At 59.2% G+C, this 12,482-nt stretch carries 13 protein-coding genes; 8 read left to right on the top strand and 5 right to left on the bottom strand.

What is annotated here, in order from left to right:
• The first annotated feature begins 26 nt into the window (after positions 1–26).
• The 4 genes from BMY55_RS08265 (at position 27) to BMY55_RS08250 (ending at position 2,740) form a co-directional block, all read left to right on the top strand.
• Positions 27–425, top strand: a complete 399-nt coding sequence (locus tag BMY55_RS08265; protein ID WP_091429833.1) for a thioredoxin domain-containing protein — start codon at positions 27–29, stop codon at positions 423–425.
• 133 nt (positions 426–558) lie between these two features.
• Positions 559–924 carry an ArsR/SmtB family transcription factor gene (locus BMY55_RS08260; protein WP_091429831.1) on the top strand — a complete coding sequence of 122 codons (366 nt, stop codon included), beginning with the start codon at positions 559–561 and terminating at the stop codon, positions 922–924.
• Positions 925–1,040: 116 nt separating this feature from the next.
• Positions 1,041–2,099, top strand: coding sequence for a YeeE/YedE family protein (locus BMY55_RS08255; RefSeq protein WP_091429829.1), 1,059 nt, complete (start codon positions 1,041–1,043; stop codon positions 2,097–2,099).
• Positions 2,100–2,245: 146 nt separating this feature from the next.
• Positions 2,246–2,740, top strand: coding sequence for a flavin reductase family protein (locus tag BMY55_RS08250; RefSeq protein ID WP_091429828.1), 495 nt, complete (start codon positions 2,246–2,248; stop codon positions 2,738–2,740).
• A gap of 17 nt (positions 2,741–2,757) precedes the next feature.
• On the opposite strand, the gene BMY55_RS08245 is transcribed toward BMY55_RS08250, so the two are convergent.
• Positions 2,758–3,171: a hypothetical protein gene (locus tag BMY55_RS08245; RefSeq protein ID WP_091429827.1), complete on the bottom strand. Its 414-nt coding sequence runs from the start codon at positions 3,169–3,171 to the stop codon at positions 2,758–2,760.
• 167 nt (positions 3,172–3,338) lie between these two features.
• Here BMY55_RS08245 and BMY55_RS08240 point away from each other — a divergent pair, with 167 nt between their 5' ends.
• Positions 3,339–4,352, top strand: a complete 1,014-nt coding sequence (locus BMY55_RS08240) for a hypothetical protein (RefSeq protein WP_091429825.1) — start codon at positions 3,339–3,341, stop codon at positions 4,350–4,352.
• Between the two features lie 85 nt (positions 4,353–4,437).
• Here BMY55_RS08240 and BMY55_RS08235 read toward each other — a convergent pair whose 3' ends face one another.
• Both BMY55_RS08235 and BMY55_RS08230 read right to left on the bottom strand, forming a co-directional pair.
• Positions 4,438–4,644, bottom strand: coding sequence for a cold-shock protein (locus tag BMY55_RS08235; RefSeq protein ID WP_091429823.1), 207 nt, complete (start codon positions 4,642–4,644; stop codon positions 4,438–4,440).
• A 210-nt stretch (positions 4,645–4,854) separates the two neighbouring features.
• Positions 4,855–5,268: a VOC family protein gene (locus tag BMY55_RS08230; protein WP_091429822.1), complete on the bottom strand. Its 414-nt coding sequence runs from the start codon at positions 5,266–5,268 to the stop codon at positions 4,855–4,857.
• 179 nt (positions 5,269–5,447) lie between these two features.
• Between BMY55_RS08230 and BMY55_RS08225 the strand changes: the two genes are divergently transcribed.
• Complete coding sequence (locus BMY55_RS08225) at positions 5,448–6,740, top strand: O-acetylhomoserine aminocarboxypropyltransferase/cysteine synthase family protein (RefSeq protein ID WP_091429820.1); 1,293 nt, start codon at positions 5,448–5,450, stop codon at positions 6,738–6,740.
• A 66-nt stretch (positions 6,741–6,806) separates the two neighbouring features.
• Here BMY55_RS08225 and BMY55_RS08220 read toward each other — a convergent pair whose 3' ends face one another.
• On the bottom strand, positions 6,807–7,505 hold the full coding sequence (locus BMY55_RS08220) for an SIMPL domain-containing protein (RefSeq protein WP_091429819.1): 699 nt from the start codon (positions 7,503–7,505) through the stop codon (positions 6,807–6,809).
• A gap of 188 nt (positions 7,506–7,693) precedes the next feature.
• Here BMY55_RS08220 and BMY55_RS08215 point away from each other — a divergent pair, with 188 nt between their 5' ends.
• The gene (locus BMY55_RS08215) at positions 7,694–10,639 is read left to right on the top strand and encodes a hypothetical protein (RefSeq protein WP_091429818.1); all 2,946 of its coding nucleotides are present in this window, start codon (positions 7,694–7,696) and stop codon (positions 10,637–10,639) included.
• 79 nt (positions 10,640–10,718) lie between these two features.
• Here BMY55_RS08215 and hppD read toward each other — a convergent pair whose 3' ends face one another.
• Positions 10,719–11,816, bottom strand: coding sequence for a 4-hydroxyphenylpyruvate dioxygenase (hppD, locus tag BMY55_RS08210; RefSeq protein ID WP_091429816.1), 1,098 nt, complete (start codon positions 11,814–11,816; stop codon positions 10,719–10,721).
• Between the two features lie 140 nt (positions 11,817–11,956).
• Between hppD and BMY55_RS08205 the strand changes: the two genes are divergently transcribed.
• Positions 11,957–12,418, top strand: coding sequence for an Lrp/AsnC family transcriptional regulator (locus tag BMY55_RS08205; protein ID WP_091429815.1), 462 nt, complete (start codon positions 11,957–11,959; stop codon positions 12,416–12,418).
• Positions 12,419–12,482: the final 64 nt, after the last annotated feature.

Below are 12,482 nucleotides of genomic sequence, written 5' to 3'. Positions count from 1 at the left end.
ACCTTTTCCCGACACAGGGGCAAATCATGTCGCGTCTTCGTGCTGTCCTGACAGCCATGTTACTGGGCTTCTTTGCGCCGCCTGCCCTTGCGGCAGAACTGGTCATGGTCGAAGAACCCGGCTGCCCATGGTGTGCAAAATGGGAACGTGAGCTTGGGGCAATCTATCCCAAGACCCCCGAAGGCCAGTTCGCACCGCTGCGTAAGGTGCAACTTCATGATCTTCGAAAAACGGACGGTCCGGCCAGTCTGGGCATCGTGCTGGACCGCCCTGTCATGTTTACACCCACCTTTCTGCTGATCGAAGACGGGAAGGAACTTGCGCGAATACAGGGCTATCCGGGCGAGGATTTTTTCTGGGGGTTGCTGGATCGGATGTTGAGTGAAAAGACGACCTACCCAGCCCCGGCACCGATCGCCAACTGATCCGACAGCGGCAACGGAATGGCCCGATGTTCCCGCGCAACCACGATGCAAACATGGTTCATGCAGTCAGATTGCATTAACCGCGATACGTCTATATGACAGCGAAAGCGGTATCAACGAAGAGGACACCCACATGGCATTGCCTGTCATCCGCGAGGACATGACGAGCGACGAGCTGGACAAGATGATGGCCAGCGCCTGCGACGCCTCGACCCTTCTGAAGGCGATCAGCCACGAAGGGCGGCTTATGATCCTGTGCCATCTAGTCACCGGCGAAAAATCCGTGACCGAGTTGGAACACCTTTTACATGCGCGCCAAGCAGCCGTGTCGCAGCAACTTGCACGCTTGCGTCTTGAAGGGCTTGTGACCCCGCGCCGCGAGGGCAAGACGATCTTTTATTCGCTGACCGATGAACGCCCGCGGCGCATTCTGGAAGTGATTTACGAGTTGTTTTGTTCGACGGACGACGCGGACCAGGTGAAGAAGGCCGCCGAATAAAGGTCTTGTTCCGCCACCTGCGGGGAAAGATGTCAGGCAAAGAGACAGACGGTTTTCGCCGCTGACCGAAAAGCTGGCGGTTCAATTCCCGGTCCGGGATACAGGAGCATCCACCCATGTTCGACTGGATCAGCGACGCCAATCTTGCCGCATTGATCGGCCTCGTCGGCGGCGTGATGTTGGGTCTGTCGGCCCGGCTGGGACGGTTCTGCACCCTTGGTGCTATCGAAGACGCGTTATATGCTGGATCGTCGCTGCGGATACGCATGTGGGGCATCGCGATCGGGGTCGCCATGATTGGCACCCATCTGTTGATCGCTACGGGTGTCATTCCGCTGGAAGATGCAATCTATATGCGGCTGGGTTGGAACCCGCTCGCCTCGGTCATCGGCGGTTTGCTGTTTGGGTATGGCATGGCGCTGTCCGGCAATTGCGGTTTCGGCGCGTTGGCGCGGCTTGGCGGTGGCGATCTGCGGGCCTTTGTGATTGTCGTGGTGATGGGACTGTCCGCATATGTCGCGATCTCGGGGCCGCTGGCCCATCTGCGCGTGCTTGCTTTTCCTGAAACCCTGGCGGACCCAGCGGCACTGCCGTCAATCTCGGTCAAGCTCGAAGCGCTTTCGGGCCTGTCTGCTCCTACCATCGGCATTGTGGCCGGGGTGCTCCTGATCCTGGCCATGTTCACCGGCAAAGAGATGCGGCACGCCCCCCAGACCGTATTCTGGGCCGTGGTCGCTGGACTCGCCGTGGTGATCGGCTGGGGCGGCACGGCCTGGGTCTTCACCAACGGCTTTGCGGCTACCCCGGTGGAAAGTCACACCTTTTCAGCCCCGTTGGGAGATACGCTGATCTACCTGATGACCTCGTCCGGCTCGTCGTTGAATTTTGGCGTCGGCAGCGTTGCGGGTGTTTTGATAGGCGCTTTTACTGGTTGCCTGTTCAAAGGGCACTTCCGCTGGGAAGCCTGCGAAGACCCGCGCGAGTTGAAACGTCAGATCGGCGGCGCGGCCATCATGGGACTGGGTGCCGTCATCGCCTTTGGGTGTTCCATCGGGCAAGGCCTGTCTGCCTTTGCGATCCTGTATTACGGTGCGCCCGTAACCTTTCTGGCCATCGTGGCCGGGGCAGCCTTGGGTTTGAAGCAGCTGATTTCCGGCTTTGCCGTCGCCGAGTGACGCGCAACGGATGAAAAACGCACAGGAGGCATCGGGCAGAACCTCATTCGCTCTTTTCACGCATCGGTCCGCAAGTTAGGGTCCGCCCCTGACAAGACCCGGTTGCCCGCAATCGGACGTTAAGGAAGACAGGGAACCGCAGGGTCATGACCAACTTCACGCCAAGCCCGGATCACGCTGCCGCCTTTCGCGCAGCCCTTGGCCTGTTCACCACTGGCGTGACCATCGTGACCGCCAAATCAATGCGGGGTCCGTTGGCGATGACGGTGAACAGTTTTACCTCGGTTTCGCTTGACCCCCCGCTGATCCTGTGGTGTCCAGCCAAAATTTCGGCCCGCCATGATGCCTTTGTGGCCGCCAAACATTTCGCGGTTCACCTGCTCTGTGATGACCAGATCGACATCGCGCGCAGTTTTGCGCGTCAGGGCGAGGATTTCTCGAATTTAGAATGTCGCCAGGATTTTCATGGTGTGCCGGTGATCGAACCCTGCCTGGCCCGCTTTGACTGCACAACCGAACAGATTGTCGATGCGGGAGACCATTCGATCGTATTGGGACGGGTCCACCGGGTCACGGCTCATGAAGGTCGCCCACTGACTTTCCATGCGGGCCGGTTCGGGGGGTTTGACAGCACGACCTGAAGCGATATTCTGACGCGTCACTGGGTCATGATCTGGGCACGCTCATAGCTTGTCGTCGCTTCGGTCCCGTCGTCATACACAAGCCGGACCGAAACCACGTCAATCGATTTCAGGTCAAACGCCACATAGGGCAGCTTGTCATCAACCTTGATGGCATTGGGCTGAGGCTCGTCTTCATAGCAGGGTTCAGCGTCAAACCGCGCCTCGCTGTCGCCATTCAGCGAATAAAGAATCTGCTCCAGCCCGCATCGCCACGCCAACAGATGCGTGAAATACAGCAGATCTTTACCCTCGTATTCCCGCACCGCGACCCAACTGCCCTTGGTGGCGTCAAGAATTGGCCGCACTTCATCCGCTGTCGTGAAGTTCTGCGCCATAGATGGCGCTGCAAAACCCGCCAGCATGATCGTCGCGATCAATCTTCTCAACATACTCAACTCCTTCAAGATCAACGTGATAAACAAATATTTACAATATGATGCGCAGACAGGTTGATCGACTGTTCAAATTGCCGAACCCACATCCTGCCTGAAGTGCTTTCAGACTCGCCCCCATCCCGACTATACTGCCCGAAATAAAAAGCGCAGGCAAAGCACAGATGACCAAAGCCCCCCGGAAATCGGCGAAAATACGCCCTGATTTCAACATTGTGATCGTCGCGCAGGCGGGGAGGCTGTCGTACGAGGCGGTGTTGTTTGCAGCCTCTTTACGGCAATCCGACCCGGATTTCGGTGGCAGACTGTTAGTCGCCGAACCACAGCCTTCGGACCACTGGCCGAACGATCCACGCATCAAGCCGCATATTCGCGAGGCGCTGGACGCACTTGGTGCTGAAATCGTTCCATTCGACAACCGACATTTCGGTCATAGCTACCCCAATGGCAACAAGATCGAGGCGCTTCTGGCGCTGCCCGAAGGCGAAGCGTTTGTTTTTTTTGATACGGACACCGTGATCACCGGAAAGCTGTCCGAGGTGCCGTTTGACTTCACCCGTCCAGCCGCCTCGATGAAGCGCGAAGGAACATGGCCCAAGGTCGAGCTGTACGGGCCGGGCTATGGCGCGACCTGGAAATCGCTTTATGACAAGTTCGGCCTTGATTACGCGGCATCGCTGGACCTGAGCCACCCGGACGAATACTGGCAGCGCTATATGTACTTTAACGCGGGATGGTTTTTCGGCGCCTGCCCGCGCGCGTTCGGACAACGGTTTCTGGACTATGCTCTGGCTATTCGGGACGACCGGCCCGATGCACTTGTCTGTCAGGAGTTGTTCCCCTGGCTCGATCAGATCGCCTTGTCCTTGGTGATCCCCAGCTTTCGCGGTGGACGTCCGGGGCCGGAGCTTGACGGGATGGACGGAGATGTCACCTGCCACTGGCGCATTCTGCCGCTGGCTTATGCGCGCGAATGCGACCGGGTGATCGAGGTGATCGAAACCGCGTCTGCACCCAACAAGATCAAGAAGATCCTGAAAGAATACGATCCGATGAAGCGTATGATCTATCAGGGGCGCGGCCAGAAAGTGCGCGCCATGTTCGACCGGAACGCCCTGCCCCGTCGCGAACAGAAAATCCGAAATCAGATCAAACGCGAAGGGTTCTGGATGCGGTGACGCGGCGAACCCGCGTTAAAAAAGGCGCATCGTTTCCGATACGCCTTCTTTGTCTGCAAAGGATTGGCCCCGAAAGGCCGACCCCTTATGCCAGAGCGATATTCGTCGCGCTTTCGCGGCCGTCACGACCGGGCTCGATGTCGAAAGTCACTTTCTGGTCGTCTGCCAGACCGGTCAGGCCTGCACGTTCGACAGCAGAGATGTGTACAAACACGTCCTTGCCACCGCTTTCAGGTGCAATAAAGCCAAAACCTTTAGTTGAGTTAAACCATTTGACGGTTCCATTAGCCATCGTTTTTCTCCTAGTTAGTCTGCCCACGTCATGCGGCAGGTCGGCAAAGTCAGTACAAGATCGAGGGACTGAGCCTTTAGGAGCAGTGTAGTCGATAGTGGTAACGTCGCAGGCCCTACATGGGGCTCTTGCATCAGAAATACAAGTGTTTTTCTTCAGCGGATATTTATCGGAATTTTTTTGCGCATCCGATGTGCGCGTGCGCCGTCATCACGCGCTGAAGACCCGCGACAAATCCCGAAATCCCTTTACTTCAATCGGATTGCCGGACGGATCCTGGAAAAACATCGTCCATTGCTCGCCCGGTTGTCCTTCAAAGCGCGCTGTGGGCGGAATCACCCATTCAGTTCCATGCGCTTCCAACCGATCCGCCAGCGCGCGCCAGTCGTCATAGGCCAGCACCACGCCGAAATGCGGCATCGCGACCATGTGGGCACCGACCTTGCCGCTGTTTCTGGTGTCGAACGGCTGTCCCAGATGCAGGCTAAGCTGATGGCCAAAGAAGTCATAATCGACCCATGTGTCAGTCGATCGCCCCTCGTCACAGCCCAGAAGATCGCCATAAAAGGCGCGCGCGGCGTTCAGGTCGGTGACGTTTATCGCAAGGTGAAATGGCGTCGGCATTATGCGCTCCGGAACAAGGTTCTCAAAACCATATCATAGGGCGGAAAAAGGACCAGACCGAAGCATTCGGTTGAATGTGGTTCCAAACTCCACATCCCCATCGCGTGCCCGATGCAACACCCGTTGAAGCCCCGGCCCCTTTCGCCTAGCCTGCGCGCAACCAAACAAGGGAGTATTCCATGTCCGACGACCGCCAACTGGGCTTTGACACGCTGCAAATCCATGCAGGGACCGAGCCTGACCCCGCCACCGGTGCCCGTCAGGTGCCAATCTACCAGACCACCGCCTATGTTTTCAAAGATGCCGAGCACGCCGCGCGACTCTTCAACCTGGAAGAAGTGGGCTATATCTATTCGCGCCTGACCAACCCGACGGTCGCCGCATTGCAAAACCGCATCGCAGCGCTTGAAGGCGGCGCAGGTGCTGTTTGCTGTTCATCCGGTCACGCAGCCCAGATCATGGCCCTGTTCCCGTTGATGGGTCCGGGCAAGAATGTCGTTGCCTCGACCCGTCTTTACGGCGGATCGGTCACGCAGCTAAGCCAGACCATCAGGCGCTTCGGTTGGGAAACCAAGTTCGTCGATTTCGATGACGAGGCCGCCGTGGCCGCCGCCATCGACGACAACACCCGTGCGGTGTTCTGCGAATCCATCGCCAACCCCGGCGGCTATATCACCGATATTCCGGCAATTGCCGCGATTGCCGACAAGGCGGGCGTGCCGCTGATCGTCGACAACACATCGGCCACGCCTTACCTGTGCAACCCAATCTCGCTGGGCGCGACGCTGGTCGTGCATTCGACCACCAAATACCTGACCGGCAACGGCACGGTGATGGGCGGCTGCGTGGTGGATTCGGGCAAGTTCGACTGGATGGCGTCCGACAAGTTCCCGTCACTGAGCCAGCCAGAGCCTGCCTATCACGGTCTGGTCTTTGCCGAAGCCCTTGGCCCGATGGCTTTCACCTTCCACTCCATCGCCATTGGCCTGCGCGATCTGGGCATGACCATGAACCCGCAAGCGGCGCATTATACCTTGATGGGGATCGAGACCCTGTCGCTGCGGATGGAAAAACACGTCGCCAACGCCGAAAAGGTCGCCAATTGGCTGGAAGCCGACCCGCGCGTCGACGCCGTCACATATGCCGGGCTGGACAGTTCGCCCTATAAGCACCGCGTTGCCACCGTCTGCCCCAAAGGCGCCGGCGCTTTGTTCACCGTCGCGATCAAGGGCGGCTATGACGCCTGTGTGAAGCTGGTGGACAGTCTGGAGCTTTTCAGCCACGTGGCGAACCTTGGCGATACACGGTCGTTGGTTATCCACTCGGCATCAACCACGCACCGACAGTTGTCACCCGAACAACAGGAAGCCGCAGGGGCTGCGCCGAACGTGGTGCGGATTTCCATCGGCATCGAAGACCCGGACGACATCATCGCCGATCTGGATCAGGCTCTGGCGAAGGCCACGGCCTAGGTCAATCCAGCGACAGAAAAGGCCGCCTTCTGGCGGCTTTTTCATTTATATACTGATGCTTCGGCGTTATTCCTCACCCAGTTCGAACACCATGGTCACGCTGGCCTCAATCTCAACCTCGCCCACTGCAATCGGCATATCAGATTGTGCAGCCTCCATCGCCATGCGGCCATAGACCGGCGCAGGGGCATATCCGCCACCCTCGTGAATCGAAACGACAGACCCCAACTTCACACCAGCCGCATCCGCCAGCACCTTGGCCCGCGCCATCGCGTCTTTCACAGCACTTGCACGCGCCGCATCCTCGGCCGGGCCGCGATCCTGCAGATCGAACTGCAACCCGCTGAGTTGGTTGGCCCCATCCGCGGTCACAGCCGACATGATCTGCCCCAGCTTGGTCAGGTCGCGCACGCGCACTGACACCATCGTATTGGCAGTGAACCCGACCAGTTTCGGCGGCCCGTCCGGGTTGCGGTTGTAGTCATATTTTGGCGACAGGTTGACTTGCGAGCTTTGCATGTCGCGCGGCTCGATCCCCTGTTGGGCCAGACGGTCAAAAATGTCCTGTGCAACCCCGGCCACCTGATCCAGCGCGGCGCCGGCCTCGGGCGCCTCTTTCGTCACACCAAGGCTGATCCGGGCCATGTCAGGTTCCACGTCGGCGATGCCCTGCCCGGTGACGGTCAGCCGCGCGTCGTTGCTGTCCGCCCAGACGGGTGATGCCACGGCCATCATCAACCCAAAAATCGCAATCGTTTTCCGCATCTTGCTCTCCTGTTTTGCGCCACTCTGCGCCGATATTTGCCGGGTGCAAGGCGGGAACACCACCTGCTCTTTCCATAAGCGAAAACCTGCTATAGTTTCCAAAGGGTGCGCCCAGCCAGTGGGCTTTTTTCGCACGTTCGGGGTTCCGGAATTTCTCCGGGAAGGGTCAGAGCAGGACGACAGACAGTATGAAGCCCAATTTTGCGCTTGATCTCAATCATGACGGTATCGGCCTTGTTCATCGCGGCAAGGGTGGCTGGGTGCTGGTGGGTGAAGTTTCGCTGGACCATCCGGATCTGACAAGCGGGCTGGATTTGTTGCGCCGCAAGGCCGCTGATCTGGAAAGCGGCGGGTTTTCCTGCAAGTTGATCATTCCTGCGTCGCAATTGCTGTTCACCACCCTGACGGCCCCCGGCCCCGATAACGTCACGCGCGATGCCCGGATACGCGAAGGGCTGGAGGGGCTGACCCCGTATCACGTTGATGATCTGGTGTTCGATTGGCGCGCAGACCCCGATGAAGACGGGATGGTCCATGTGGCCGTCGTGGCGCGTGAAACACTGGATGAAGCCGAAGCCTTTGCCAACGAACATAACCTGAACCCACTTTGCTTCGTCGCCCGCCCGTCCGGCAGTTTTTCGGGCGAGGCATTCTTTGGACCGGTGAAAAGCAATGCCGTCACAGCCGGTGCGTCGGTCGAACCCGACCGCGCGCCCGTGCCTGAAGTGCTCGGAACCATCTCCGACAACAAGCGGGCACAGGCCGTTTTGAGCGAGGAGGCACAAGCCTCTGAAAAGGCAGCGGCGAAGTCGGCAACATACGGGGCGGATAAGGATCAGACCGGTGCTGCACCCCTGCCCGAACTTGCCCCCTTCCCGCCAACGCCGGATGAACCTGCACCCGTCGGATCACAACCTGCCAAACCCGACGATGCCACTGCCAGCACATCGGCAGAACCAGCACCCGATGCCGTTCCAGATACAGGGATCGCCAAAGCTCCCAAGCCGCAAGATGTCAAAGAGCCGGAAGACAGCGCAGCGCCAGAAGATATACCGCCTCCGGCCGGTCAATCACCTGCTCCGGCGCCCGAAACTGACAAATCGGGCAAGGATGACCCGACCGCGCGCGGCACAAAAGTGTCAGGCATCGTGCCACCACCTCCACCGCTCAATGGTCCCGAGGCTGCTGTGCCAGCGTCCCGCACGGCATCGGGCGCACCGACCTTTTCCTCCCGCCGCGTCGAAGATTCGGCACCCAGCGAACCAAAAACAGACCCGGTCGAGATCGAGATCAAGCCGCGTCTGTCCTTCGGCGTTGATCGTGACGCCCCGGACGGCAAAGCGCCCTCTGCGCCGAAACCATCCGAGCTGCAAGAGCCACCTGCACAGAAACCTGTCCATGTGCCAGTGACCGCGCCGATCGCCTTCGGCGATGACCCCGCCTTTGCAGCACCTCGGGCAGAACCTAAAAAACATGCTGCGCAGGGAGATGGGAAAAGCGCCGAAAAACTGACTGCCGCCGCGCGCAAAAGCGCGGCTGGTTTGGCAAGTGCAGCAGACGCCGCGGGCCAACTTGGACGCAAGGCCGCCCAAAAGATCGAAGACCGGCGCCGCGAAAAATCCGACCAGCAAAAAGCCACCCGGCCAAAGGTAGCGCTTCCGAAACTCCGCAACCGTCGGGCGGATACCAGTGCAGATCCGGCCGACACTGCAATAGCTCCACCCCCGTCGCAGCTTGGCGGCACGGGACACGCGGCGCGGCCAACGAAATCAACCAGAACACCGTCGCCGCGCGCCCGTGAGGCGGAAACGATGACGGTGTTTGGCGCGCGTCAAATCCAGGACGTCGGTGGGAAACCGAGATATCTGGGCCTGTTCTTGGTGTTGGGCCTGCTTCTGCTGATGGCGGTTGTGGCCCTATGGTCGATGTTCTTCCTGAATGACAGCACGGCATGGCTGTTTCCCGAACGCGAGGACCCGTTTGAAGCCGCGATTTCGACAGACCCGGACGCCATCACGCAAGAAGCCGAAGAGGACAACATCAACGCCGCCCTGGAAAATGAAGTGGATCAGGCACGGGCCGCGACGGGCGGGCGCGACCCGCTAACACCCGAAGCGGCGCAAGCCCGCTATGCCGCCACCGGTATCTGGCAACGGGCACCGGAACCGATGAGAAGCCCGGAAACCACCGATCTGGATGACCTCTATGTCGCATCAATTGACCCTGAGACGGCTGTGCAGGATGCGGTCGCCCTGCCCGCGACCGGCCTGCTGAGCGGATCCGCCGCCCCGGTCAACACCGCCCCGCCGCCGCCGCTTGGCACCACCTTCGCGCTGGACAGCAATGGCCTGGTCATCGCCACGCCCGAAGGCGCGCTTTCGCCAGACGGTGTCATGGTCTTTGCCGGAAAGCCCGCCCTTGTTCCCGCCCCGCGCCCCGGCAGTGAAGCGGTTGTGCCGACCGTTGAAGAGACAGTCGATGCCACGCCAACCTTGCCGCGCATCCGTCCGCGCGCGCGCCCAGAAGGGTTGATCGAGGGCAATGAGCGTCTGCAATTGGGTGGTCGGACGCGGACCGAACTGGCCGTGCTGCGCCCACGCGTCCGCCCAACCACACCTCGCGCCGCCGCACAGGCGGCCGCGATCACCGCCGCGTTGCAGGCCGCTGACGATCCCTCGGCCAATGACGAGGCCGGAAACCCGTCGACCGCCGGGATCGTATCACCGACCAAACAGGCCATTGCGACATCGCTTGAGCCTCGCCAGCGGCCATCGGGGTTCAACAAGATCGTCGCGCGCAGCAATGCGGCCCGTGCTGACGCATCCGATGGCTCGGTCGCGGTGGCTGCGGCATCGCCGAAACAAAGCGTGACCCCCAGCATCCCGACACGCGCCTCGGTCGCCAAACAAGCCACGATCAAAAACGCCATAAACCTGCGTAAGATCAGCCTGATCGGGATTTATGGATCGGCGTCGTCGCGCAGGGCCTTGGTGCGCCTGCCGTCGGGCCGGTATCAGAAGGTCGGCGTCGGCAGCCGTCTGGATGGCGGCAAGGTTCTGTCCATCTCGGCGACGGAGCTGGTCTATAAAAAGGGATCACGCTCGGTCAAGTTGGAAATCCTGCCGTTCAGCTAACCTATACAAAACGCCCGATGGTCGGACCACCGGGCGTTTCATGCGCTCGTCTCAGGCATTGCGCCCGGACTTTCGTGTATCAGGCCACGTCGCCCAGCTCGCCTTTTTCGATCTGCTCGCGTTCGATCGATTCAAACAGGGCTTTGAAGTTCCCTTCGCCGAACCCATCGTCGCCCTTGCGCTGAATGAATTCGAAGAAGATCGGGCCGATCACGGTTTTCGAGAAGATTTGCAACAGGATGCGCGTCTCGCCCCCGCCAACGACTCCTTCGCCGTCGATCAGGATACCGTGCTTCATCATCTTGTTCTTTGGCTCTTCGTGACCTTTCACACGATCATAAGACATGTCGTAATAGGCCTCGTTCGGGCCGGGCATGAATTTCAGGCCACGCCCCGCAATCTCGTCTACCGAGGCATAGATATCTTCGGTGCCGACAGCGATATGCTGAATGCCCTCGCCTTTGTATTTCTCAAGATAGGCGACGATCTGCCCTTTCTCGCCGCGGTCTTCGTTGATCGGGATACGGATTTTTCCGCAGGGCGAGGTCAGCGCGCGGCTGAACAGCCCGCTGTGCTTGCCTTGAATGTCGAAGAACCGGATTTCTTCGAAATTGAACAGATCACCATAGAACCGGAACCATACGTCCATGTTCCCCTTGAACACGTTGTGCGTCAGGTGATCGAGGTAATAAAAGCCGACGCCTTTCGGATGGGCATTCGACATCCAGTCAAACTCTTCATTGTAAGCGCTGGTGTCAAAATACTGGTCGATGAAATAGATCAGCGACTCGCCGATGCCATAGATCGCAGGCACATCCATCGCCTTGCCGTCACCATCATAGGGTTTTGCGCCCATCTTCACTGCATGGTCAAACGCGTGCTGGGCATTGACGACGCGCCAGCCCATCGAGGGCGCGCAGGGGCCATGTTCCGCGATGAACTTCGCGGCGTGGCTGCCCGGCTCCATGTTGATCAGATAGCTGACATCACCTTGCTGCCACAGCTCGATCTTGCGGGTCTTGTGGTTGGCGGTCTGCTCAAACCCCATCTTGGTGAACAGATCGCGCAGTTCCTGCGGATCGGGATGGGCAAATTCGACAAATTCAAACCCGTCGGTTCCTGCGGGGTTCTTGTCACTGATTTCTGCGCGCGGGGCATCATGTGGAAACGGACCCATTGGCTCACTCCTGTTCGTTAACACGTTACCTAACGAGTATCCTGCATTCAGCTTGATATTTCCGCGCATTGTTTGCATTATTAACCGCTAAATTTGCGCACAACGTGCACGTTAACGCGATATACGCGAGTTTTACGCATATGGATGAGACGGATCGAAAACTGCTGAAAGCATTGCAGCAAGACGCCCAGATGACGGCGCAGGATTTGGGTGACTATCTGAACCTGTCACCCAGTCAGGCCGGGCGCAGACGCGCGCGGCTTGAGGAACAGGGCTATATCCGCGCCTATGCCGCCCGGCTTGATCCGACGCGCCTTGGTTTGCAGGTGCAGGCTTTTGTGCAAGTGCAGATGGAAAGCCAGTCGCCCGAGTCAGCACGCGCCTTTCTGCGACTGGTTAACTTTCGCAGCGAGGTCACATCGGTTTGGACCCTGACCGGCAATTCCGATTACCTGATGCGGGTCTATTGCAGCGACCTTTCGGCGCTGAACGTGCTGATCCACGAGGTGCTGTTGCCGCATCCCTCGGTCGCGCGGGTGCAAAGCCAGATCGTGTTGGATCACGTCAAGCAGGACGCACCACTGCCCACCGATCATGGGTAGACCCGGACCGGGCCGATCACGAAATATTTCACTTAGCCATTCTGATCCGCATCCGTTATCGCTG

The organism is Aliiroseovarius sediminilitoris, from assembly GCF_900109955.1.
GTDB lineage: Bacteria > Pseudomonadota > Alphaproteobacteria > Rhodobacterales > Rhodobacteraceae > Aliiroseovarius > Aliiroseovarius sediminilitoris.
The sequence above is the reverse complement of the archived record's forward strand: the minus strand, read 5'-3'. Positions and strand labels throughout refer to the sequence as shown.

Bases quoted from the DNA above. Each gene is read 5' to 3' on its own strand.
- BMY55_RS08265 (WP_091429833.1), top strand. From the start codon at position 27: ATGTCGCGTCTTCGTGCTGTCCTGACAGCCATGTTACTGGGCTTCTTT.
- BMY55_RS08260 (WP_091429831.1), top strand. From the start codon at position 559: ATGGCATTGCCTGTCATCCGCGAGGACATGACGAGCGACGAGCTGGAC.
- BMY55_RS08255 (WP_091429829.1), top strand. From the start codon at position 1,041: ATGTTCGACTGGATCAGCGACGCCAATCTTGCCGCATTGATCGGCCTC.
- BMY55_RS08250 (WP_091429828.1), top strand. From the start codon at position 2,246: ATGACCAACTTCACGCCAAGCCCGGATCACGCTGCCGCCTTTCGCGCA.
- BMY55_RS08245 (WP_091429827.1), bottom strand. From the start codon at position 3,171: ATGTTGAGAAGATTGATCGCGACGATCATGCTGGCGGGTTTTGCAGCG.
- BMY55_RS08240 (WP_091429825.1), top strand. From the start codon at position 3,339: ATGACCAAAGCCCCCCGGAAATCGGCGAAAATACGCCCTGATTTCAAC.
- BMY55_RS08235 (WP_091429823.1), bottom strand. From the start codon at position 4,644: ATGGCTAATGGAACCGTCAAATGGTTTAACTCAACTAAAGGTTTTGGC.
- BMY55_RS08230 (WP_091429822.1), bottom strand. From the start codon at position 5,268: ATGCCGACGCCATTTCACCTTGCGATAAACGTCACCGACCTGAACGCC.
- BMY55_RS08225 (WP_091429820.1), top strand. From the start codon at position 5,448: ATGTCCGACGACCGCCAACTGGGCTTTGACACGCTGCAAATCCATGCA.
- BMY55_RS08220 (WP_091429819.1), bottom strand. From the start codon at position 7,505: ATGCGGAAAACGATTGCGATTTTTGGGTTGATGATGGCCGTGGCATCA.
- BMY55_RS08215 (WP_091429818.1), top strand. From the start codon at position 7,694: ATGAAGCCCAATTTTGCGCTTGATCTCAATCATGACGGTATCGGCCTT.
- hppD (WP_091429816.1), bottom strand. From the start codon at position 11,816: ATGGGTCCGTTTCCACATGATGCCCCGCGCGCAGAAATCAGTGACAAG.
- BMY55_RS08205 (WP_091429815.1), top strand. From the start codon at position 11,957: ATGGATGAGACGGATCGAAAACTGCTGAAAGCATTGCAGCAAGACGCC.